The organism is Streptosporangium sp. NPDC000239, from assembly GCF_040300765.1.
Classification (GTDB): Bacteria; Actinomycetota; Actinomycetes; order Streptosporangiales; family Streptosporangiaceae; genus Streptosporangium.
Genome location: NZ_JBEPEI010000007.1, coordinates 39779 through 60772 on the forward strand (window position 1 = coordinate 39779; position 20994 = coordinate 60772).

At 70.3% G+C, this 20994-nt stretch carries 21 protein-coding genes; 11 read left to right on the forward strand and 10 right to left on the reverse strand.

Annotated elements, in window-relative coordinates; translation table 11 throughout:
* Positions 1 to 16: 16 nt before the first annotated feature.
* Entirely contained in the window at positions 17 to 2653 is a 2637-nt protein-coding gene (rph, locus tag ABT340_RS19265; RefSeq protein WP_352012123.1) for a rifamycin-inactivating phosphotransferase, read from the reverse strand.
* Between the two features lie 86 nt (positions 2654 to 2739).
* Between rph and ABT340_RS19270 the strand changes: the two genes are divergently transcribed.
* From ABT340_RS19270 to ABT340_RS19295, 6 genes are all read left to right on the forward strand, one after another.
* Complete coding sequence (locus tag ABT340_RS19270; RefSeq protein WP_352012124.1) at positions 2740 to 3549, forward strand: oxidoreductase; 810 nt, start codon at positions 2740 to 2742, stop codon at positions 3547 to 3549.
* A 7-nt stretch (positions 3550 to 3556) separates the two neighbouring features.
* Positions 3557 to 4162 (forward strand): TetR/AcrR family transcriptional regulator, encoded by a 606-nt coding sequence (locus tag ABT340_RS19275; protein WP_352012125.1) that lies wholly within the window; start codon positions 3557 to 3559, stop codon positions 4160 to 4162.
* A gap of 83 nt (positions 4163 to 4245) precedes the next feature.
* Positions 4246 to 4653 carry a hypothetical protein gene (locus ABT340_RS19280; RefSeq protein ID WP_352012126.1) on the forward strand — a complete coding sequence of 136 codons (408 nt, stop codon included), beginning with the start codon at positions 4246 to 4248 and terminating at the stop codon, positions 4651 to 4653.
* Positions 4654 to 4753: 100 nt separating this feature from the next.
* Positions 4754 to 5638 (forward strand): RNA polymerase sigma factor SigJ, encoded by an 885-nt coding sequence (sigJ, locus tag ABT340_RS19285; protein WP_352012127.1) that lies wholly within the window; start codon positions 4754 to 4756, stop codon positions 5636 to 5638.
* Between the two features lie 19 nt (positions 5639 to 5657).
* Complete coding sequence (locus ABT340_RS19290) at positions 5658 to 6206, forward strand: hypothetical protein (protein WP_352012128.1); 549 nt, start codon at positions 5658 to 5660, stop codon at positions 6204 to 6206.
* A 193-nt stretch (positions 6207 to 6399) separates the two neighbouring features.
* Positions 6400 to 6759: a hypothetical protein gene (locus tag ABT340_RS19295; RefSeq protein WP_352012129.1), complete on the forward strand. Its 360-nt coding sequence runs from the start codon at positions 6400 to 6402 to the stop codon at positions 6757 to 6759.
* Positions 6760 to 6837: 78 nt separating this feature from the next.
* On the opposite strand, the gene ABT340_RS19300 is transcribed toward ABT340_RS19295, so the two are convergent.
* Positions 6838 to 8433, reverse strand: a complete 1596-nt coding sequence (locus ABT340_RS19300; protein WP_352012130.1) for a hypothetical protein — start codon at positions 8431 to 8433, stop codon at positions 6838 to 6840.
* Positions 8434 to 8899: 466 nt separating this feature from the next.
* Between ABT340_RS19300 and ABT340_RS19305 the strand changes: the two genes are divergently transcribed.
* A complete protein-coding gene (locus ABT340_RS19305; RefSeq protein WP_352012131.1) occupies positions 8900 to 10039 on the forward strand; it encodes an FAD-dependent oxidoreductase in 1140 nt (379 codons plus the stop codon).
* 166 nt (positions 10040 to 10205) lie between these two features.
* Here the strand turns inward: ABT340_RS19305 and aceE are convergent, their stop codons facing one another.
* On the reverse strand, positions 10206 to 12665 hold the full coding sequence (gene aceE, locus ABT340_RS19310) for a pyruvate dehydrogenase (acetyl-transferring), homodimeric type (protein WP_352012132.1): 2460 nt from the start codon (positions 12663 to 12665) through the stop codon (positions 10206 to 10208).
* A gap of 71 nt (positions 12666 to 12736) precedes the next feature.
* On the opposite strand from aceE, the gene ABT340_RS19315 reads away from it, so the two are divergent.
* On the forward strand, positions 12737 to 13336 hold the full coding sequence (locus ABT340_RS19315; protein WP_352012133.1) for a GntR family transcriptional regulator: 600 nt from the start codon (positions 12737 to 12739) through the stop codon (positions 13334 to 13336).
* Here the strand turns inward: ABT340_RS19315 and ABT340_RS19320 are convergent.
* The 4 genes from ABT340_RS19320 to ABT340_RS19335 all read right to left on the reverse strand — a co-directional run bounded on the left by ABT340_RS19320 (position 13318) and on the right by ABT340_RS19335 (position 15492).
* Complete coding sequence (locus tag ABT340_RS19320; RefSeq protein ID WP_352012134.1) at positions 13318 to 13521, reverse strand: hypothetical protein; 204 nt, start codon at positions 13519 to 13521, stop codon at positions 13318 to 13320. The genes ABT340_RS19315 and ABT340_RS19320 overlap by 19 nt on opposite strands.
* A 592-nt stretch (positions 13522 to 14113) precedes the next feature.
* Positions 14114 to 14500 carry a nuclear transport factor 2 family protein gene (locus ABT340_RS19325; protein WP_352012135.1) on the reverse strand — a complete coding sequence of 129 codons (387 nt, stop codon included), beginning with the start codon at positions 14498 to 14500 and terminating at the stop codon, positions 14114 to 14116.
* A complete protein-coding gene (locus tag ABT340_RS19330) occupies positions 14493 to 15053 on the reverse strand; it encodes a YceI family protein (protein WP_352012136.1) in 561 nt (186 codons plus the stop codon). The genes ABT340_RS19325 and ABT340_RS19330 overlap by 8 nt, the downstream gene beginning before the upstream one ends.
* A 1-nt stretch (position 15054) precedes the next feature.
* Positions 15055 to 15492, reverse strand: a complete 438-nt coding sequence (locus tag ABT340_RS19335) for a nuclear transport factor 2 family protein (protein WP_352012137.1) — start codon at positions 15490 to 15492, stop codon at positions 15055 to 15057.
* Between the two features lie 111 nt (positions 15493 to 15603).
* Between ABT340_RS19335 and ABT340_RS19340 the strand changes: the two genes are divergently transcribed.
* On the forward strand, positions 15604 to 15993 hold the full coding sequence (locus ABT340_RS19340) for a winged helix-turn-helix transcriptional regulator (RefSeq protein WP_352012138.1): 390 nt from the start codon (positions 15604 to 15606) through the stop codon (positions 15991 to 15993).
* Between the two features lie 219 nt (positions 15994 to 16212).
* Here ABT340_RS19340 and ABT340_RS19345 read toward each other — a convergent pair whose 3' ends face one another.
* A complete protein-coding gene (locus tag ABT340_RS19345) occupies positions 16213 to 17181 on the reverse strand; it encodes an Lrp/AsnC family transcriptional regulator (protein ID WP_352012139.1) in 969 nt (322 codons plus the stop codon).
* A gap of 113 nt (positions 17182 to 17294) precedes the next feature.
* Here ABT340_RS19345 and ABT340_RS19350 point away from each other — a divergent pair, with 113 nt between their 5' ends.
* Positions 17295 to 18089, forward strand: a complete 795-nt coding sequence (locus ABT340_RS19350) for an inositol monophosphatase family protein (protein ID WP_352012140.1) — start codon at positions 17295 to 17297, stop codon at positions 18087 to 18089.
* A 299-nt stretch (positions 18090 to 18388) separates the two neighbouring features.
* Entirely contained in the window at positions 18389 to 18862 is a 474-nt protein-coding gene (locus ABT340_RS19355; protein WP_352012141.1) for a hypothetical protein, read from the forward strand.
* Positions 18863 to 19017: 155 nt separating this feature from the next.
* On the opposite strand, the gene ABT340_RS19360 is transcribed toward ABT340_RS19355, so the two are convergent.
* Positions 19018 to 20271: a DUF418 domain-containing protein gene (locus ABT340_RS19360; RefSeq protein WP_352012142.1), complete on the reverse strand. Its 1254-nt coding sequence runs from the start codon at positions 20269 to 20271 to the stop codon at positions 19018 to 19020.
* The gene (locus ABT340_RS19365) at positions 20268 to 20990 is read right to left on the reverse strand and encodes a polysaccharide deacetylase family protein (protein WP_352012143.1); all 723 of its coding nucleotides are present in this window, start codon (positions 20988 to 20990) and stop codon (positions 20268 to 20270) included. The genes ABT340_RS19360 and ABT340_RS19365 overlap by 4 nt, the downstream gene beginning before the upstream one ends.
* Positions 20991 to 20994: the final 4 nt, after the last annotated feature.

The window sequence follows — 20994 nt, forward strand, 5'->3', positions numbered from 1 at the left end:
GGCCGCCCCGGCGGTCTCAGAGGATCTCGACGTACCCTTCGGCGCCGTTCACCCGGATGCGCTGGCCGTCCTTGATCCGCCGGGTGGCGTCCTCCACGCCGACGACCGCGGGCAGCCCGTACTCGCGGGCCACCACGGCGCCGTGCGTCATCACCCCGCCGACCTCCATGACGACCCCCTTGACCGAGACGAACAGCGGCGACCAGCTCGGATCGGTGAAGACGGTGACGAGGATGTCGCCGTCCTCAAGGTCGGCCTCGGCCATGCTGCGGATGACCCGCGCCCGGCCCTCCACGACTCCCGACGAAACGGCGATGCCCGCCAGCGCCCCCTCCGGCAGGGCGCCCGGCTCGTACGCGCCGGAGATCACCTCGCCCTCGGAGGTGATCACCCGCGGCGGAGTCAGCCTCTGGTAGGTCTCGTGCTCCTCCCGCCGCCGCGTGATGACCGAGTAGTCCAGCTCGCCGGTGTTGACCACCTTCCTGAACTCCTCGATGGACAGGAAGTACACGTCCTCGGGCTCCTTGACGACCCCGCGCGCGACCAGCCCGGCGGCCTCCTTCATCAGCGCCCGCTTGTAGATCTCGTACCGCAGAAGGAGCGCGTGCTTGGAGTATTCGCGGTAGCCGATGAAGTGGCGGATCAGGCTCATCTTCCTGGCCGCCCTCCTGGCCTTGCCCGCGCCGCCCGGCAACTCGCGGAGGCGGGCGAGCAGGTCGTTCATGGCGCGTTCGGCCTCGGCGCGGCCCTGTTCGGCCTTGCGGCGGCGTTCCCCGGGCGGGAAGTTCCTGATGTCGCTGAGGACGAGCGGCACGAGCAGCGTCGGGTCCTCGCTCCACCGGGTCCTGGTGAGGTCGATGTCACCGGCGCAGTGCATCCCGTACGTGTCCAGGTAACCGCGGACGGCGTCACCCACGGCCGCCCCGCCCGCGCACGCGGCCAGCCCCTCGTAGAAGGTGTCGCACCGGGCGGTCTCCAGGTAGCGCAGCACGTCGGGATGCTCGCGGACGGCGTCGGCGACGTCGAGCAGGTCGAGCCCCATGGCGGCCACGACGTTGTGGTCGGCGGACTGGGCGATCGCGTCGGCGGCGTTCTTCTCACCCAGCCAGGCCTCCATGTGCTTGTTGACCCAGTTCACCGACTGGATGCCGAGGAAGGCCGCCGCCACGCTGCGCGGGTCGAAGGTGAGCTCGGCGAGCACGTCGTGGTCGTCGATGATGCAGGCGAACAGTTCGTCGCCCGACTTGCCGGCGATCTCGCTCCGCAGCCGCTCCACCGTCGCCTCGGTGCGCGCGATCAGGTCCGGCACGACGCCGGGGTCGTCCTCGCGGGCGAGCCTGAGATAGTGACGCACGATCGGCAGCACGCCGCCCTCGCCGAAGTCCAGCATCGAGGTCTTGCCGCGCGCCAGCCCGGCGGCGAACTCCTTGCGCCTCAGCACGGCCCGCAGCGCGTTGGCCATCAGCACGTCGACCTGGTCGAGACTCTTGAGCGTGGCGGGTCTGGCCCAGACCGAGGTGAGCTCGGCCGAGACGTCCTTGTAGAAGCGGTTGCCGGCCACGGCGCCCGCCGTACGGCCCAGCTTGTCGTGCAGGAGCGAGAAGAACGACAGGCCCAGTGGGGCGAAGGCGTCGGTCATCATCTGCCGGTGCCCGTAGGAGACGTACACGTGGTTCTTGCCGTCGTGCGCCGGCGGCACGGGATAGAGCGTGGTGATGGGGCGGCTCTGCAGGATGTGGAACGCGCCGTCGTACAGCGCCCACTCGATGTCCTGGGGGCGGCCGAAGTGCGCCTCGATCTCCCGCCCCAGTCTCTCCAGCAGCAGGATCTGCTCGTCGCCGAGTTTCTGCGCGTTCTGCCGCGCGGGCTCGACGGGAAGCTCCTCGGTGCCGCCCGACGGCAGAGCGCGCAGTTCCTTCGTCTGGGCGGCGATCTTCCTGTCGATGATCCGCCCCGCCCTGACCCGGTAGTTGTCGGCGTTGACCAGCCCGGAGACGAAGGCCTCACCGAGGCCGAACCCGGCGTCGATGGAGACCACCGTGCGGTTGGCCGAGACCGGGTCGGCGGTGAACAGGATGCCCGACGCCTCGGGGAAGACCATCTGCTGGACGACCACGGAAAGCCGTACGGCGCGATGGTCGAAGCCGTTTTGGATGCGGTAGGCCACCGCCCGGTCGGTGAACAGCGACGCCCAGCACCGCCGCACGCTGTCGATCACCGCCTCGGCACCCCGTACGTTCAGGTACGTGTCCTGCTGGCCCGCGAAGGAGCTGGACGGCAGGTCCTCGGCGGTGGCGCTGGACCTGACCGCGCAGGCCACGTCCGCGCCGCCCATGTCGCCGAGGTTGCGCTCGATGTCGCGCCGGATCTCGTCGGGCACGGTCAGGCCCTCGACGGCGGCGCGCAGCCGGGCACAGGCGGCGGCGATGCCCGCCCGGTCGTCGGCCCGCAACCCGGTCAGCCCGCCGATCAGCGCGCTGACCGACGCGTCGCGTTCCACGACCTGCTCGTACGCGTCGGTGGTGACGCAGAAGCCGCGCGGCACGCGGACGCCCCGGATCGCGGACAGCTCGCCGAGGTTGGCCCCCTTCCCGCCGACCAGGGGCAGTCGTGTCTCATCGATGTCGTGGAGCCCGAGCACATAGGCACTCATGGCGGATCCTGTCTCTCACCCGATGTTTCAATACAGTACAGTACTGTATTGAAATCAGGGGTCGCCGACAGGGGAAGGACGCCACCTTGACTCCCAAGATCTGCCTGGTCACCGGTGCCTCGTCCGGCATCGGCCGCGCCACCGCGCTGGAGCTGCGCCGGGCCGGCCACATCGTGTACGGCGCCGCCCGCCGGGTGGACCGGATGGCGGAACTGCGTCAGGCGGGCGGTTACGCTCTGGCGATGGACGTCACCAGGGAGGACGATCTGGGCCGCGTCGTGGACGCCGTCCTGGACGAGCAGCACCGGATCGACGTGCTGGTCAACAACGCCGGAGCCGGTCTGCACGGCGCCGTCGAGGACGTGCCCGTCGAACGGGCCCGTCGCCTGTTCGAGGTCAACCTCTTCGGCCCGGCCCGGCTCACCCAGCTCGTCCTGCCGCACATGCGTGAACGGCGCTCAGGCACGATCGTCAACGTCTCCTCGATCGCCGGTGAGATCTCGCTGCCGCTCGTCGCCTGGTACCACGCCTCCAAGCACGCCCTGGAGACCTACTCCGACTCGCTGCGCCAGGAGTGCCGGTCCTTCGGCGTCCACGTGGTGGTCGTACAGCCGGGCATCATCAGGACGGAGTTCGAACAGGACACGCCACGCGAGTTGCGCGAGACCTCCGGTCACGGGGCCTACGGCGCGCTGGCCGAGTCGATGGCGAGCCGGGCCGAGGGCAACACCAGGGGTTCCGCCCCCGTCGTGGTCGCCAGGACCATCAGGAGCGCCGTCGAATCACCCAGGCCGAAACCGCGCTACCCGGTCGGCTACCTGGCCAGGACACTCCTGGCCCTGAACCGGATCCTGCCCGACCGCGCGTTCGACGCGCTGGTCACCAAGGCCGGATAGCGCCGCCGTGACACGACCTCGACGACTCCCACCGGGGCGGCCGCGCAGCCAGGAGGTGGACGCGGCGGTTCTCGCGGCGGCTCTCGACCTCTTCATCGAACGCGGCGCGGGCGGAACCAGCATCGAGCAGGTCGCCCAGCGCGCCGGCGTCACGCGGGCCACCATCTACCGGCGGTTCCCCGACAAGACGGCCCTGCTGATCCAGGCCATCGAGTCGGTGCACCACGATCACGACCCCGGCGCCCTCGACTGGCCCGACATCGAGCACATGCTCGGCAACTGGGCGACCTACCTGAGCAACCCGCGCAACCGGCGCATGCTGCGGCGGCTGTACGGCGCCGTGGACGACCACCCCGAACTGCTGCGCGCGTACCGCGACTCCCACGGCGGACGGCGCGCGGCGGCCGAGCACGCCGCGCTGAGCCGCTCGCGTGAGCGCGGGCAGCTTCCCGGCGACTGCGACCTGAACGCCGTCCAGCAGCTGCTCAACGGCGCGGTGCTGCACCACCTGGGTTCCTACCCGGCCACCGAGAGCGCCGACGCCGTCAAGGCCTACTTCGTGACCATCCTGCGGCAGGTCGGCTACCGGGAAGGCGCGGACGCCGTCGGCTGACCGGCGAGGCGGGATGAGCCGTGTCACACACCGCCCTGGGCGCTCGTCCTATCACCAGAGCGAGCACAGGAAAGGGACACGACATGACGAACGGCTACAGCAGGCAGGCCAGGACCTTCGTCCAGGTGGCCGTGGTGGTCGGCGCGCTGACGATGCTGGTCTTCGGCGTGTGGATGCGCATCGACCCGGCGGGCTTCGCGGTCTTCGCCCGGTTCCCCAATCACGTGCACTTCCTGCACGACGCCGGGGTCTTCCAGATCGGCATCGGACTGATGATGCTGAGCGCGCTGGTGTGGCATGACGTGCTGTCGATCGTGCTGGTCGGGTTCTTCGTCGCCAACACGCTGCACGCGGTGAACCACGCGGCCGACCTGGACCTTGGCGGCAGTCCGGACAACTGGTGGCAGCTCGGCCTCGTCTCACTGCTGACGCTGGCCGGTCTCGTGGTGCACCGCAGGCAGCTCAGCCGCTCCGGTGGAACTCGACCTTGAGGACACCGGGAACGGCCGTGTCGACTGAGATGTCACACGGCCGGCGACGGGTTCGTCCTATGTGGGAAAGGCAGGCAACCGGGGGAGTCGGGGGACGGAAGTGGCGGACGACATCGTGGACGAGCGGACGACGGTCTTCGCCGCGAACCGCAATCTGCTGTTCGCGGCGGCGTACGACATTCTCGGCAGCGTCACCGACGCCGAGGACGTCGTGCAGGACACGTGGCTGAGCTGGGAGAGGGTCGACCACGCGGCGATCGAGCATCCGCGCGCGTACCTGATGCGCATCGTCGTGCACCGGGCGGTCGATCAGCTCCGCAAGGCGCGCAGGCTGCGCGAGGACTACATCGGCCCGTGGCTGCCGGAACCGCTGTGGACCGAGGAGGGCGCCGACGGCCGGGAGGAACGCCGTGATGGTGTCGCGCTTGGTCTGCTGGTCGTTCTGGAGACGCTGTCGCCGCTCGAACGGGCCGCGTTCGTTCTCAGGGAGGCCTTCGCCTACGAGTACGACGAGATCGCCGGAATTCTCGACAGGACGCCAACCGCGGTGCGCCAGCTCGTGCACCGGGCGCGGGGGCACGTCCACGCGCGGCGACCCCGCTTCACCGCCGACCGGCGCGACGCCCAGGTGGCGGCGGAGCGGTTCGTGAACGCGGCCGTCGGAGGCAGTGTGACCGATCTCCTCGACGTACTGGCGCCCGAGGTCACGCTGTGGAACGACGGAGGCGGCCGGGTCCGCGCCGCGTTGCGGCCGGTGCACGGCGCCGGCAAGGTGGCCCGCCTGCTGGCCGCCGTCGGGCCCCGCTATGCGGGGTGCGAGGTCCGCTGGGCGTTCCCCGGTGGCACGCCGACCGCCCTGATCGTCGCCGGTGACCGGCCGGTCGCGGTCGTCACCGTCGAGGCGGACTCCTCCGGAGGCCGGGTACGCGCCATCTACGGCATGGCGAACCCGGAAAAGCTTGCTCACCTGTCGCAGCACAACTGACGAACGAAGGGACATGCGAATGCCGAAGGTCCTGGAAGACTTCATCCCGCAGCCGCTGGGCTCCGAACGCCACGAGTTGCACATCCGGCAGCGGCCGGAAACGGTCTGGACCGCGTTGAACACGCTGTCGCCCGGTGAGCTTCCGCTGGTGCGGCTGCTCATGAGCGTCCGCTCGCTCTCGGCGACAGGGGCGAACGAGGCGCCGACGATGATCGGCACGATGCTCAGCCGGGGCTGGTTCGAGCTGGCCAGCGAGTCGCAGCGGTATGTCGTGCTCGGCTCGATCAGTCAGTTCTGGCGTCTGCGGTCGGCGGAGTTCCGCCGCAGTTGCCCGACCGGGCAGTTCCGCGACTATGACGTGCCCGGCTTCGCCAAGTCGGCGTCCGTCTTCGAGCTGATCCCGACCGAGCATGGCACCCTGCTCCGCACCGAGACGCGGGTCACCGCCGGGTCGGTGGACACCCGGCGCAGGATGCTGGCCTACTGGCGGCTCATCCGGCCCTTCAGCGGGGTCATCCGCCGCGTCATGCTGCACGCCATCGCCAGGAAGGCGGCCTCCTACGGCTGATCGTCATGGGCGTCCGCGGCGGACCGCCGCCCGTGGCGCTGTGGGGTGCCCGCGCCTCGCAGGCGGCGACCTTCGGCTCCGACCGCGACGGGAAACCGGGCCCGTTCCGGGAGCGGACCCGGAGGAACAGGCGCACACTGAACTTGCTCAGGACTTTTCCGTTCCGTCCGCAGATGGAAACCCGAGGAGGATCATGTCCGGCAAAATCCGGACCGCCGCCCTGGCGGTCGCCGTGTCCCTCACCATCGTCCCCGCCGGCGCGACCACGGCCTTCGCCGCCGCCGCCGCCAAGCCCAACCTTCGTGCCTGCTACGACGGTAACTGCAAGATCTCCATCACCAGGAAGGTCTCGTTCCGGATCGACCCCGGCTTCGGCATCACCAAGCTGACCCTGTCCTTCAACGCCGGCGGCGTCCATGTGAAGTCCAGCGGGCCGGGTGTGAGCGGCTCGGCGTACTTCAGCGGAAGCGGCTCGGTCACGGTCAACGGCATCACCGTCCAGGCCCTCTCGCTGTCCAGCAGAAAGGCGGTGCTGCGGCTGACGACGAGCTGAGCCGAAGGGGTCACGGCCCTCGCGCCTCATCTCGTGCGGGTCTGCCCGACCCTTGTGACGAAGGCGGGCGCGGCGAGGTCAGTCGCGCGGACGGTGGACGACCTTGTCCGTCGAGCGACCGGGATGGACGACGAGCAGGTGCTCCTCCAGCGGCGCTTCGGGGTCGTTCTCGTCCCACGGCAGCGTGCGGGCGTAGATTCGCAGGCGGTAGTGGCCCGGGCCGGCGACGGCCAGGTCCGGCAGCGGCCTGGCCGCGCCGCCATCGCCGCCCTCGGGGTACGTCGGCACGATCAGGCGGCCGCTGCGGCTGGCGATGCCCACCTCGACCACCTGGTCCCAGCCGGTGAGCCGGAGCGGCGGGGCACGGTCGAACGCCTTGACCGTCAAGCACATCGCCGAGTCCCCTCTGGTCACGATGGCGGCGCTGCTGCCCACGACGTCGACGAAGCCGTCCTCGACGGCGTCGAAGATGTCGGCGACCTCGTCGCCGTCGCCGTAGATGTCCCCGGGACCGCCTGCGCTGTCGTCACGGTCGTCGAAGACGGCGTAGCCGCCGCCTTCGGGCAGCATGTACGCGGCCGTGCCCTGCCACCTGGCCCGCGTCCCGGGCCACGGGTCGTCGCACCGGGCGTTGGCCTCGGCCTTCCACCTGGCCTCCTGCAGGTCACGCTCTGCCTGACGGCGGTGCGCATCGGCGGTCTGCCGGGCGACGATGCCGGGGCACAGGTACTCCAGAGCCGCGGCCAGCTCGATGGCGTCCGCCGTACCACCGGCCCGCTCGTGCAGCGCGTTCCGTTCCCGGTCGCCGGGCAGCGCGCACAGCTGAGCGCCGTGGGCGAGGACGCGCTGGTCGGCCAGCCGTTCGGGGAACATCGCGTTCGCCGCGAAGGTCTCGCTCCTGGCCAGGCAGAGGAACGACCGCCGCCGCTCCTCGGGCCCGAGGGCGGTCGCGGGCCGGAGCCGGTCGCGGCAGCCCTCGTCCGCGGCCGTGTAGGTGAGCCGGGCGTCCTCCTCGGCGCCGACGACCGCAGCCGGCAGCGCGAGCACGAAGGCGGCGGCGATCAGCCGCGGCGTCCGGCCGGTTCCCGGCGCCGGGACGCCCTGTCCGGGCGCGGCGAGCTCGTGCGCGGTGCGCGCCGCCCACACGACGAGCAGCCCGTCGAGCGCGTGCACCGCGAGCGACAGGCCGTCGAACGCCACCCGTCCGATCTGGAGCAACGAGTAGACCTGCGGGACCAGCAGGGCGGTCCAGCCGATGCCGACCGTGACGGCGCTGAACCGTCTGTCGCGTCTCTGCCCGGCGATGATCATCACCTTGCAGCCGAGGGCCGCCATCGCCACCAGGAACGACGCCGTCAACGGGATCTCGGCGAACGGCCGCAGCGCCGCGGCCAGCACCCCGGTCAGACCGAGCCCGAGAGCGATGACCCGGAACCGGGCCGACACCCCGGCCAGGGCCCGCACCAGCAGGAACATGGTGGCGGCCCACACGGCCCAGCGCGCGACGTACTCCGCGACGCCGGACACCTCGTCGAGGAGTTCCCAGAGCAGCAGGTCGCCGGCCACGTCCGTGTAGAGCAGGCGCCGCAGCCACACCACATCACGCGGCAACGCCCCGGCACGCGGCAAGGCCGGGCCGCGCAGGATCTGCCACAGCGCCCACGCGTTGAGCACGCCGATCGCCGCGGGCAGGAGCCGCGCCCCGTCGTCCCACGGCCAGAGACTCGCCGTCGCGACGACGGCGAACCACCGCCCGCCGTCGTATCCGGCGGCGACGGCGGTCAGGTAGAGCGTGACGGCGACGGCGGCCGGACGCCCGAAGCGGTGGCGGGCGACGGCGGCCCGGAGTAAGGCTACGATGCGGATGATCTTATTGGACCGCCCAGGTCGGTCGGCCCCGGTGAAACCGGACGCCGGGATACACGGCCCAAGCGCGGTGCGCGGCTCCGCGGGCCGTTCCTGAGGCAGATCAAGAACGGTTGGCGAGATCCCGTCTGGTCGCCTGATCGGGCGGGATCTCCTCGTTTCCGAGGACCTGGGAACGCTTCACGGTCTTGAGTATGGCCACGGTGTGGAGGTATGGGGCAGGTAGCGTGCAAACCAGCGTATGGATGAGGCACTGCCCCTACCGTCACAAGGCATGCAGACAGTGGATGTACTGGTCGTGGGTGCGGGGCTGGCCGGTCTGAGCACGGCCCGCCTGCTCGCGGGACGGGGCCTGAGCGTGATGGTGGTCGACCGTCGCAGGTCGCTGTCGACGGGCGTCCGCACGACAGGGATCTTCGTGCGCCGCACCCTCGACGACTTCGACGTGCCGGATCGTCTGCTCGGGCCAGGTGTCCGGGACGTGCTGCTGTATCCGCCGTCGCGGCGGGCACCGATCCGGCTCACCAGCGACCGGGACGAGTACCGCGTGGCCGACATGGCGGCCGTCTACGAACACGCGCGCCGCGCGGCGGAGTCGGCCGGGGCACGAGTCCTTCTGGGCGTACGGTATGTCGACACGACGATGGGGTTCGTACGGTTCGCGGGCGCGGAACCGGTGACGACCCGGTTCGTCGTCGGCGCGGACGGCGCCCGCTCCCGGGTGGCCCGTGACCTCGGTCTTGATGTCAACCGGCGCTTCCTCGTCGGCGCCGAGATCGTCCACCCGATCGCGTCGGGCACGACCACCCCGGCGTTCCACTGCGTGCTGGACCCGCGGATCGCCCCGGGGTACCTGGGGTGGGTCATCGACGACGGCCGGCACGCGCATGTCGGCGTCGCGGGATATCCGAACGCGATGCGCACCGGCATCCGCCACCTGCTGGACGCCTTCGCCGCGGACGCGCCCGGCGGCAAACCGCCGGCCGGGCCGGTTGAGCGCCGAGGTGGTCCGATCCCGGTCGGCGGTGTGCTGCGACGGCTGGCGTGTCTCGCCGGGCTGCTCGTCGGAGACGCGGCGGGCGCGGTTTCGCCGCTGACGGCCGGTGGGCTTGACCCCTGTCTCCGCATGTCCGAGCTGGCCGCTGCGGTCATCGCCGGGTACCTGCGTACCGGCGACCAGCGTGTGCTGAGCCGGTACGACGGAGACGCTTTGCGGACCCGGTTCCGCGGCCGGCTGCTGCTGCGCCGCGTGTTCGCCGGTATTCGATCCCCTGCCGTGGCGGAGGCGGCGGTGACCGCGCTACGCGGTCGTGCCGGCCGCGCCCTGGCGGCACGGATCCTGTTCGGCGACGGTTCGTTTCCCGAAGTCGACCCACGTCTCACGGACCTGGCGACCGGCCGCCCTCACCGGTGACACCGGCGTCTCGCGCGTAGGACTTCGGGCGCCCCTCGACCGGGTCGGCCAGAAGGTCCCTGAAGGTCCCTGGAGATCACGGCCAGGCACCGCCCCGCTCCGCGTACGGCGGAACGGGGCGACACCCCCGGACGGCTCGGCCGCAGCGGTGGCGAAGCCGGGCCGGTCATCTCCGGCCGGTCTCCTCGACGGACTTGAGGACGGCGTCGGCGATCGAACGTGGGTCGACGCCGAAGTGCTCGCGTACGGACTCCCGGGTGCCGGAGAGGCCGAACCCGTCGGTGCCGAGGGAGGTCCACGGCCGGTCGATCCACGGGCTGATCTGATCCGGCACGGCGCGCATCCAGTCACTGACCGCGATCACCGGACCCTCGGTCCCGGCCAGGGCCTGCCGGAGGTAGGGCACCCCGGTGGAGGTCATCGCGTCGCGGCGCAGTTCGCTCCACGAGGTGACCGACCAGACGTCGACGCCCACGCCGTACTCCTCCTGGAGCAGCCGTTGCGCGGCCAGCGCCCAGTGGATCGCCGTACCGCTGGCGAGCAGATGGGCCTGGCCGCCGCCGGAGGAGTAGCGGTAGATGCCCCTGAGGATTCCCTCGCGCACGCCTTCGGGCATCGCGGGCTGGGGGAGCGGCTCGTTGTAGAGGGTGAGGTAGTAGAAGACGTCCTCGCCGTCGGGCCCGTACATGCGCCGGAGCCCTTCGCGCACGATCTCCGCGACCTCGTAGCCGAAGGCGGGGTCGTAGGCCAGACACGCGGGGTTGGCGGAGGCGAGCAACTGGGAGTGCCCGTCGGCGTGCTGCAGCCCTTCGCCGGTCATCGTGGTCCGTCCCGCGGTGGCGCCGATCAGGAACCCACGGCCGAGCTGGTCGGCCAGCGCCCACATCTGGTCGCCGGTCCGCTGCCAGCCGAACATCGAGTAGAAGATGTAGAACGGGATCATGGCCTCGCCGTGGGTGGCGTAGCTGGAGGCGGCGGCCGTGAACGACGCCATCGATCCGGCCTCGGTGATGCCCTCGATCAGGAGCTGGCCGTCGACCGCCTCCTGGTAGGACAGCAGCAGGTCCCGGTCGACCGACTCGTAGCGTTGGCCCAGCGGCGAGTAGATCTTGGCGGTGGGGAACAGCGACTCCATGCCGAAGGTCCTGGCCTCGTCGGGCACGATGGGCACCCAGCGGCGCCCGGTCTCCGGCTCCTTCATGAGGTCCTTGACCAGGCGGACGAAGGCCATCGTGGTGGCCACCGGCTGCTTGGACCCCTTCTCCAGGGACTGGAACGGCCGCTCGGCCGGCGCAGGCAGCGGCTGGTGGGAGACGGTTCGGTTGGGGATGGGCCCGCCCAGGGCGCGGCGGCGCTCGGCCACGTAGCGGACCTCGGGCGAGTCGGGCCCGGGGTGCAGGTACGGCGGCAGGTCCGCGTCGAGCGCCTCGTCCGGCACCGCCAGCCCGAGCCGGTCACGTAGCGCGCGGAACTCGTCCCGGGTGAGTTTCTTCATCTGGTGGTTGGCGTTGCGCGCCTCCACACCGGCCCCGAGCGTCCACCCCTTGACGGTCTGCACGAGGATCACCGTCGGCGCGCCGCGGTGGTCGAGGGCCCGGCGGTAGGCGGCGTGCACCTTGCGCGGCTCGTGGCCGGCCCGTGAACCGCCGACGATGCGCCGCAGGTCCTCGTCGGAGTACGGCACGTCCAGCCCGTGGAACAGGTGTTGCCTGATGTAGGCCCCGGTCGAGGTGGCGAAGGTCTGGAACTGCCCGTCCGGCATCTCGCCCAGGCGGGACACCAGTTCGTCGGAACCGAGCAGCCCGTCCCATTCGGCGCCCCACAGCGCCTTGACGACGTGCCAGCCCGCGCCCCTGAAGACGCCTTCGAGTTCCTGCACGATGCGGGTGTTGCCGCGCACCGGCCCGTCGAGCCGCTGCAGGTTGCAGTTGATCACGAAGGTCAGGTTGTCCAGCCCTTCGCGGGCGGCCAGGGTGATGGCCGCCGTGGACTCCGGCTCGTCCATCTCGCCGTCGCCGAGGAAGGCCCATACGTGGCTGAGCGAGGTGTCCTTGATGCCGCGGTTGTGCAGGTAGCGGTTGAACCTGGCCTGGTAGATCGCGTTGAGCGGCCCCAGGCCCATGGACACCGTGGGGAACTGCCAGAACCCGCGCATGCTCCGCGGATGCGGGTACGACGGCAGCCCGCCCTCGGGCTCGCGCCGGAACAGGTCGAGCTGACCCTCGGTCAGCCGTCCCTCCAGGAACGCGCGGGCGTAGATGCCCGGGGACGCGTGACCCTGGAAGTAGACCTGGTCATGACCGCCGTGGAAGAAGTGGTTGAACCCGACCTCGTACAGCCAGGCGGCCGAGGCGTAGGTGGCCAGGTGGCCCCCGAGACCGAGCCGGCTACCCCTGGTGATCATCGCCGCCGCGTTCCACCGGTCGTAGGCCGCGATCCGCTCCTCCAGTTCGAGGTCACCGGGGTAGCCGGGCTCCTCCGACGTCGGCACGGTGTTGATGTACCGGCTGCTCGTGGCCAGCCGCTTCAGCAGGTATTCGGCCCGTTCGGGGCCTGCCGCCCGGCGGACCGCCTCCAGCGACTCCAGCCATTCCGCGGTCTCCTGCGGGTCAATGTCCTTCTCCATACCACCATTAAACACCCTATGATCGATCGTAGGATGTTTCCATCCGTCATTATGGGACTGTGAAACCTGTCATGCGACTCCCGCTTCGTGATCAGATCCGGCAGGCCGTACTCGACGGCCTGATCAGCGGCCGGTGGGAGCCCGGCGACCGCGTCGTGGAACGGCACATGGCGGCGGAGCTGGGCGTCAGCCAGGCTCCGGTGCGTGAGGCACTGCGCGAGCTGGAGGCGCTCCGGCTCATCGAGTCGTCACCGCACAAGGGCGCGCGGGTCCGCCGGATCACCGCGACCGACCTGCGCGAGATCTACGAGGTGCGGGCGGGCCTGGAGGAGACGGCCGTGCGGCTGCGGCACCCGTCCGTCGAGGCGCTGCGGGTCCACCACGCCGGACTGCGACAGGCCGCGGCCGCCTCCTCCGTGGCCGACCAGGTACGCCACGGCGTCGCGTTCCACCGCGAGATCGTCAAGGCCTCGGGCAACGACGTGCTCCTGGCGGTGTGGGAGTCACTCGGCATCGAGGTGTGGACGCACCTGTCGATACGGCTGTTCCGGATGCGGCTCTGCGAGAACACCGCCGACCACGAGCCGCTCATGGCGGCGTTCGAGCGCGGGGACCCCGACGCGGGAGCCCTGCTTCGCGACCACATCCTCGGCTACGCCCCGCTCAACTGAGCGCACCTGGTCTCCACGCCGGGCACGGCCGCCACGGCCCGGCGGACCCGCTCCTGCCAGGCCAGGTCGCCGATGGCGGTGAACACCCCGAGCGCCCGCTCCAGGCTTCTGGCCGCGGCCACCGGCAGCTGGAACAGCTCCCGCCGCAGGCTCCAGTGGGATCGCAGGTCGAAGAACCGGTGCATCGCGTCGGGCGGCCTCCAGGACCCGCCGGTGCCGACCCTCCCTGGCCGCGTGCCGCAGGGCGCCGAGCCGGTTCACGGCCCGCTCCCGCGAGGTGAAGGCCGGAGTGACCTACAACTTCCCGAGGCTGACCACCTGGAACGACGTGTACAGCTCGCTCAAGACCTACAACAACTGCGGCGTTTCGGTGTACGAGGACTGGGACTACGCCGACTACTACGCTGGGTCATGGGAGATCGTCTACCACCACCCGCAGTGGGGCCACCACAACCGGTACTTCGGGTACACGGGCAGCGGGCCCGACCCCGACAAGACCGTCAAGGGCCACACCTTCCACGACCGTGCGATGTCCTCGGCCGACCGCAGGAACTCCGGCTGCGGCGACAGCTTGAACGGGCAGACCTCCCCGATCACGGCGGCCACCCACCGGCATGTGCGTGGACATCCCCAGCGGCAACAGCTACAACGGCGGTGCCCCGCCCCTCGTCTCCCGTGGGAGAGGCGAGGGGCGGGGCACCGCTCCTCAGCATCGGCTTCTCTCGAAGGCCGGCCTCGTCGGCGGCCTGTCAGGTCCGGGAGTGATCGAGGACCTTCTCAGGAGGCGAGGGCGTCGCGCAGCGGGAGGGGGTTGAAGTACTCCCGCCACAGGACGACCTTGCCGTCGCTGACCTCCAGCACGGCGGCGTAACGCTGGTGGTAGGCATGCCCGTTCGAGGCGACCCGTCCGGTCGAACGGTACTCCGCGAAGTAGCGGCCCGGCGTCGCGGCGGCCGTCACCTCGATGTCGCGCAGGGTGAACTCGGCGTAGAAGCCGCCGAGGAACCGGCTGAGCAGGTCGGTCATGGCCTGCCTGCCCTTGACCACGGTGACCTGCTCGCCGAAGGGCATCTCGAAGACCATGTCCTCGGCCAGCAGTTCCGCCATGGCGGGCACGTCCCGCCGCGCCTCGGCCTCCAGCAGGGATGTCACGACGTCAGACATGTGAGTCCTCCAAGATCGCCTCGATGTTCAGGAACACGTGGACCGTGTCGCCGACGACGGGGCCACCGGCACGCATGAGCCCCATCGTCTCCGCGACGCCGAACGCCGCCCGGCTGAACCGTGCCCGGCCCAGGAATCCGGCCCGGCGGTGGCCGAGGGGGTCATCGGTGACACCGCCGTAGGTGAGCCGCAGCTCCACGGGCAGGGTGGTCGCCTTCACGGTGAGGTCGCCGCCGATCACGTAGTCCGTGCCGCTACCCCGCACGGTGGAGGAACGGTAGGTGATCTGCGGGTAGGTCCCGGCGTCGAGGAACTTCCCACCTCGAAGGTGCAGGTCGCGTTCGGGGTGGTTGGTGTCGATCGAGCCGGCGGCGAGGGTGGCGGTCACCCCGGTCTCGGACAGGTCCCGCCCGACGGTGACATGGCCGTCGAAGCGGTTGAACCGGCCGGTGATCCGGCTGACCAGCATGTGGCCGACGGCGAAGGTGACGCTGGAGTTGGCCGGGTCGATCAGCCAGGTACCGGGCTCGGGAACGGTGGCTGAATGTGTCATGTCAGGACACCGCCTCGTCGGTGAGGCCGAAGACCTCCTGGGTGCCGAGCATCACGTAGAGCCGTTCGTCGAAGCGGCTGAAGCGCCAGCCGTCCGGCGTGCGGACCGCGGTGGCCTCGAAGCCGGCGAGGGATTCCTCGAAGAGGTCACCTTCGCCGACGTGGTACGCCCGGACCCGTGCCGAGGCCTCCGCGGTGTCGCCCTGAACGTCGGCGGTGTAGTTGCCCAGCATGTGGTGGGTCCTCAGGGTGCGCCCGACCAGGTCGCTGATGTAGGCGATCACCTCGGCGCGACCGGACACCTGGTAGGCGCCGAACCAGTCGGTGGTCACGTCCTCGGTGAACAGCCGCTCCAGCAGGGCCCACTCCCGGTGGTCGAGGGCGTCGGCGTAGCGATCGAAGAGGGCGAAGATCTGCTCGCGGTCGGTCATTCCGGTCATGGTGCTGTCTCCTTCCGCGGGGCCGTGCGGCCCCGTCGGAGGCGGCAACCCGGTGCGGAACAGGACGATTCCAAAATCGAACCAGGCACTATTTTGTGCTATAGGTTACTTATGACAACCAACCTGCTAGATGAGGTGCAGCGGGCTGACTCGGTCGCGCGCCAGATCATCGATCGGATCGGCGACAAGTGGACCTTGCTGGTCATCTCGGCGCTGGGTGAGGGCGTGCTGCGCTTCTCACACCTGCGGCAGCGGGTGGAGGGAATCAATCAGCGCATGCTCACGCAGACCCTGCGGGGCCTGGAACGGGACGGGATCGTCACCCGCTCGGTCTATCCCACGGCGCCCCCTCGCGTGGACTACGAGCTGACCGACGCCGGAGTCGAACTGCTCACCCTGGTGACCGGCATCTGCGCCTGGACGCGCCGCCACCTCGACACGATCGAGACGGCGCGCCACGCCTACGACACACGCGCCGCCGGCCCTCCTCAGCCGCTCTAGCGCCGCGTTCCCGTGCGCCACGGGGTGTTCCCGGCCGTCGTCGAAGCGGTGACGCCCGGAGTTCCCGCGGCGGTCAGGAGCGGCACGCGCTCAAGGAAGCACACCCGCCGGCCTCGGCCCAGCGAGAGTTTCACGCGTTTCTCAAGCCACTTCGCGCGGGCACGCGAAGAAGCCCGAAGGTGAGTCCCCGGTGTGCTCACCAGGGCCTTCGCCCGCGCGTCAGTCGCCGCTCCGCTGTGCGGACCAAGGGCCGGCACCTACCGGCTTGACGGTTCTGGCGATGACGACGGTCTCCGCGCGCGTGATGCCCAGCGGCCCGAGGACGTCGGTGGTGAAGGCGTACAGCGCGTGCAGGTCGGGGCAGTAGAGCGCGACCACGAGATTGGTGGGGCCGGTGGTGGCGGCCACGGCGTGGGTGTGAGGGTGGGTGGCCAGCGTCTGCCCGGCCGTACGGAGCCGGGCCGGCGGGACTTCGAGCCACAGGTTGGCGTCGACGGCCAGCCCCAGCAGGCGCGGATCGACGGTGACGTGCGTACGAAGCATGCCGCCGTCCGTGAGGTGGCGCAGGCGTCGCCGGACGGTGCTTTCCGAGGCGCCGGTGCGGTGGGCCAGAGCAGCGTGGGAGAGCCGGGCGTCCTCGGCGAGCAGGCCGAGCAACCGCTCGTCAAGGAGATCAGGTGTGTGCGAGGCCATGCCAGGCGAGGGCTGGGCCAGGGCGGCGACCTGGCCGGGTGTGAGAACGTCGGCCCGCCAGCCGGCAGCGTCGGTGAAAGTGTGCAGAACGCTGTGCGCGGTGGTGGAGGTGATGGCGCCCGTGGCGGGCAGCTGGCGGAAAAGCAGCCGATCGCGATCGGCGGGGTCGGCGACGACCAGAACGTCGATCTCCTCGCCGCCCATCACGATGTCGACGGATCCGACGTCGGGGCGCCTGGCGAAGGACGCGGCGATGGTGTCGACCTTGCCGCGCAGGACCCGCACCCGCAGCAGCGTGGCACCGATGCTCTGTTCGGCCGCGATCGTCCGCACGACGGTGATGCCACCCTCGCGCATACGCGTGAGGCGGCGGGTGACCGTACGGGCCGAGACGCCCAGGACGGTCGCGATACGGAAGATCTCCGCCCGTCCGTCAACCTGGAGGGCCCCGATGATGCGCCGATCCAGGTCATCGAGGGTGATGCCGGAATCCACCGTAGAAACATGCTTCATGTCTGATATCCGCCGTCTGGACAGGTTCCTGGGCCGCCTTGCCGCGCTTCGACAGTACTTCTGGGGTCTAGGACACCGTCGAGGGAGGCAGGACAATGGGCTATCGGGAACTGCTGCCGCAGGTCATCGGGATCGCGCGGCAGGTGGGCGCCTACGTGCAGGAGCACCGCCCCGCCGCGGTCGGGGCGAGTGTGGCCTCGGTCATGGAGGCGTTCGGCACGGTCGACGGGCCCGCGGGGGAGCTCCTGCGCGAACGCCTCGGCGCCCTGCGGCCGCAGAGCGCTTGGAGTCCCGACGAGATCGGCACGGTGGTGGCCGATCACGGCGAGACATGGGTGTGCGACGCGGTGGACGGCGCCGTCCAGTTCCTGCAGGGGCTGCCCCACTGGGGCGTGACGATCACCCTGATCGCCGGCGGTGAGCCCGTGCTGGCAGTGCTGTGGGCGCCCCAACTGGACGCTCTCTACACCGCGGTCAAGGGTGGTGGAGCCCACCTCAACGGGCGCAGGGTCAGGACCTCGGCCAAACGGCTCTCCGCGGCACTGGCCTGCACCAGCCAGCCCCCTTACAACCTGGAGCCGGAGCGCGCGGGCGCATCGCTGACGGCCATGCTGCGTCACACCCTGGCCGTACGCAACCTCGGTCCGACCGCCCTCCAGGTCGCCCAGGTCGGCTCCGGACACGTGGACGTCTTCTGGGAGTACGGCCACGACGCCAACAACCTGCTGTCAGGCTCCCTGATCGCCCGGGAAGGCGGAGCACTCGTCACCGACGCCGACGGCGACCCGTGGACTCCGGCCTCGTCCACCTTCGTCGCCGCCGCCCCCACCCTGCACTCCGACGTCCTGAACGTCCTGAACGTCCTGCGCGGTCACCGGGGGAGCTGCTGAGCTTGATCGACCCACCCCTTCGCCCTTGGCCGTGGCTTCGGGAGTCCTGGGCCGTCACCGACGGTGGATCTCCACGTGGGCGGGGCGCCCTTCGCCGGCGCTCTGCCGACGGTCGGCGGCCGAAGGAGGTGGGCCCGTCCGATTCGGGCCTACGGAAGGGGCACTGCCGGGCCTGTGACGCATTTTCTGGGCGAAAGGTTGGTTTGTCCGGCTATGTGATGACTCACTGCGCAAGGCCCCTTATTCCGGGGCGACTGCATGGCAAGATGATCTTTGGTTACCCCGAACGGAGAGAAGAAATGCGCAAGACATCGGCTGTCACGACTCTGGCTGCCGTGGCGGCGTTCCTGTTCGTCGCCTCCCCTTCACCCGCCCTCGCCGCGCCCTCGGCACCGGCCCTGGCCGCCGCATCGGGCCTGAAGACGGTGTACGGCTGGGCGAAGCGGTCCGGCAACTCTGCCATGATCGTCACGCCGTACCGGGCGCACCGCGAGGGCACGGGCGGCGACTGGTATCTCGGCAAGCGCGCCGGTGACCCCGTCAGGATCGACTACACCGAGGGTCTGGACTACCGCCAGATCAACAAGAAGTGCGGCTACGGCCCGTCGCCGTACAAGAGCCGCAACACCCGGAGCACGTCCGCGACGGGCACCGTGAAGTGCGACCCCGGCCACCTCTACCTTCGGCTCCGTGAGGGACGCACCCCGGTGAAGGTCGTCTACGACCCCGCAGGCCCGATGGCGGTCAAGGTCTACGAACTGGTCGGTCCGTAACCGCGTCCGGCATGCCACAGGGCCCGCACGCGGGCCGGACATGGACGTGCCGCCCCTGCCTGACATCGGATGCCGGGCAGGGGCGGCACGTTCGGCCGTGTCGACACGGCCCGCAACCAGCTGACGGTGCTGATCGGCACCTCCGCCGGTCGGGCCTATGCGCGTGCCCGGTGGCCCGTGCCGCGGGCCGGTACGGCCAGCACGATCGCGCGGTGGACCAGCCATTCCAGCGGCCCGCGCCGGAACCGGCGCAGCCACAGCGGGGAGAAGACCAACGCGAAGACAGTCATGCCCGCGAACAGGGCGAAGCCGTACGGTGGGTCCCCCGCGACCCGCTCGATGAAGACCTGGTGGGCGGCGTACCACGTCAGCGCCAGGCTTCCGACGGCGGTCAGCGGCAGCAGCGCCCGCCGCCACCCGGGCCGCTCCAGCAGCGTGAGGAAGGCGGCCAGCAGCAGCAGGCCGACCCCGGTCATCATCGGTGCCATCGGAACGCTCAGCGCGTACAGCTGGTGCGGCGGCAGGGTCAGCACCGAGCTCCACGGCTGCAGTATCGGCCCGCCGGTGGACTCCATCATCGCCGCCAGCGCACGCTCGGCGCCCAGCGGGCCGAGTGCGAACCACGAGATCAGCCAGCAGAGGGCGACCAGCGACGAGCCGAAAAGAACCATTCGCCGACGTACGACGCGGCTGCGCAGGTCCAGCCGACCGATGGCCAGCCCGGCCAGCAGCAGCGGGATCGCGTACGGCGTCTGGAAGCCACCGCCCAGCAGCAACTGGTGGAGCTTGGCGGGCCAGTCCTGCGGGTGGATCAGCAGCGTCAGGCCGAAAGCGGGCTCGGCGCCGGTGTTCATCGGGGAGATGGCCCAGGTGCCGCCGTAGTTCAGCACGACGAAGCAGAAGACGGGCAGCACGGCGCCGAGGACACCGGCCGCGGCCAGCAGTGTGCCCGGCCGTAGCCGCACCAGCGGCATCAGGATCAACAGCCACACGGCGTAGAACTCAAGGATGGACAGGTTCAGGCCGGACAACTGGTCCACGCACAGGCTGACCAGCAACAACATGGCCGCGCGGATCGCAAGCCGTTTCCTGGCCACCTTCAGCCGATCGCCGTCCAGTGGTTCGGCTCCACCGGTCATCAGCGCCACCGAGATGCCGGCCATCAGCACGAACAGGCTCATCGACCGGCCGGAGACGGTGTGCTCGATCCAGTCGAGCACGGCCGGTTTGTCCCGCATCGGAGCCGGGCTCAGCCATCCGGTCGGGCTGACGTGCATGTAGACCATGCCCATGATGGCCAGCGCCCGTACGGCGTCCAAGCCCAGCAACCGCCCCCGCGGGGGCTGGGATCGGACCACCGGCGGAGCGGCCACCGGGGCGTCGTACGGAACGTGCGCGGGATGGTTCATTTCAGGTAGTCCTCCAAGAGCGCGGGCGTCAGCCCGTCTTTCCTCGCCTGATCGATGAATGCTTCGATGTCTTCTTTGAATTCGTCACGGAAATGCATGAGAACGATGTCACCCGGAACGAGACGGTCACCGGCGGCGAATTCGATATGGCCTTTGGCGATTTCCGCGCTCCAGTGCACCAGGTGTTTGACGCCGCATTCGGCGGCGACCTGCACGGTGGTGGCGTCGAAGCTGCCGTACGGCGGCCGCAGCAAGGTGGGGCGGCGGCCGAAGACCTTTTCGAACCGGTCGGAGGCCGCGCAGATCTCCTTGTGCTGCAGAGCGCGCGGCCTGCCCGCCAGATCGGGGTGGCCGACGGTGTGGTTCTCGACCACCGCGCCGGTCCGGTCGCGCATTCGGCGGAAGAAGCCGCTGTCCTGCCGGACGTACTGGCCGGTCAGGAACAGCGTCGCCTTGATGCCTGACCCGCGCAGCAGGTCGATCATCCCCGCGTGGCGCTTCAGACCGTCGTCGACGGTGAGGAAGACGACGCGATCTTCGGTGGGGACGCGGTGGACGGCCTTGCCGGCCTGACCGGTCTGGCCCGCCGGTTGTGGCGCGGCTGCGAGCGTCCGGGCCGTCAGGCCGGACGCGAGAACCGCGGCGGCGGCCAGCACCGGAACCGCGCCGGTGAGAACGGTCCGCCTCCGATGCTTTCCCGGCCCTTTTCCGTTTTCCATGGCC

What these genes read in the sequence shown, in the direction of transcription:
- ABT340_RS19365 (WP_352012143.1), bottom strand. Translation starts at nt 20,990, where the DNA reads ATGGAAAACGGAAAAGGGCCGGGAAAGCATCGGAGGCGGACCGTTCTC.
- ABT340_RS19280 (WP_352012126.1), top strand. Translation starts at nt 4,246, where the DNA reads ATGACGAACGGCTACAGCAGGCAGGCCAGGACCTTCGTCCAGGTGGCC.
- ABT340_RS19290 (WP_352012128.1), top strand. Translation starts at nt 5,658, where the DNA reads ATGCCGAAGGTCCTGGAAGACTTCATCCCGCAGCCGCTGGGCTCCGAA.
- ABT340_RS19355 (WP_352012141.1), top strand. Translation starts at nt 18,389, where the DNA reads ATGCGCAAGACATCGGCTGTCACGACTCTGGCTGCCGTGGCGGCGTTC.
- ABT340_RS19360 (WP_352012142.1), bottom strand. Translation starts at nt 20,271, where the DNA reads ATGAACCATCCCGCGCACGTTCCGTACGACGCCCCGGTGGCCGCTCCG.
- ABT340_RS19315 (WP_352012133.1), top strand. Translation starts at nt 12,737, where the DNA reads ATGCGACTCCCGCTTCGTGATCAGATCCGGCAGGCCGTACTCGACGGC.
- ABT340_RS19350 (WP_352012140.1), top strand. Translation starts at nt 17,295, where the DNA reads ATGGGCTATCGGGAACTGCTGCCGCAGGTCATCGGGATCGCGCGGCAG.
- ABT340_RS19295 (WP_352012129.1), top strand. Translation starts at nt 6,400, where the DNA reads ATGTCCGGCAAAATCCGGACCGCCGCCCTGGCGGTCGCCGTGTCCCTC.
- rph (WP_352012123.1), bottom strand. Translation starts at nt 2,653, where the DNA reads ATGAGTGCCTATGTGCTCGGGCTCCACGACATCGATGAGACACGACTG.
- ABT340_RS19305 (WP_352012131.1), top strand. Translation starts at nt 8,900, where the DNA reads ATGCAGACAGTGGATGTACTGGTCGTGGGTGCGGGGCTGGCCGGTCTG.
- ABT340_RS19330 (WP_352012136.1), bottom strand. Translation starts at nt 15,053, where the DNA reads ATGACACATTCAGCCACCGTTCCCGAGCCCGGTACCTGGCTGATCGAC.
- ABT340_RS19335 (WP_352012137.1), bottom strand. Translation starts at nt 15,492, where the DNA reads ATGACCGGAATGACCGACCGCGAGCAGATCTTCGCCCTCTTCGATCGC.
- ABT340_RS19320 (WP_352012134.1), bottom strand. Translation starts at nt 13,521, where the DNA reads ATGCACCGGTTCTTCGACCTGCGATCCCACTGGAGCCTGCGGCGGGAG.
- ABT340_RS19325 (WP_352012135.1), bottom strand. Translation starts at nt 14,500, where the DNA reads ATGTCTGACGTCGTGACATCCCTGCTGGAGGCCGAGGCGCGGCGGGAC.
- ABT340_RS19340 (WP_352012138.1), top strand. Translation starts at nt 15,604, where the DNA reads ATGACAACCAACCTGCTAGATGAGGTGCAGCGGGCTGACTCGGTCGCG.
- aceE (WP_352012132.1), bottom strand. Translation starts at nt 12,665, where the DNA reads ATGGAGAAGGACATTGACCCGCAGGAGACCGCGGAATGGCTGGAGTCG.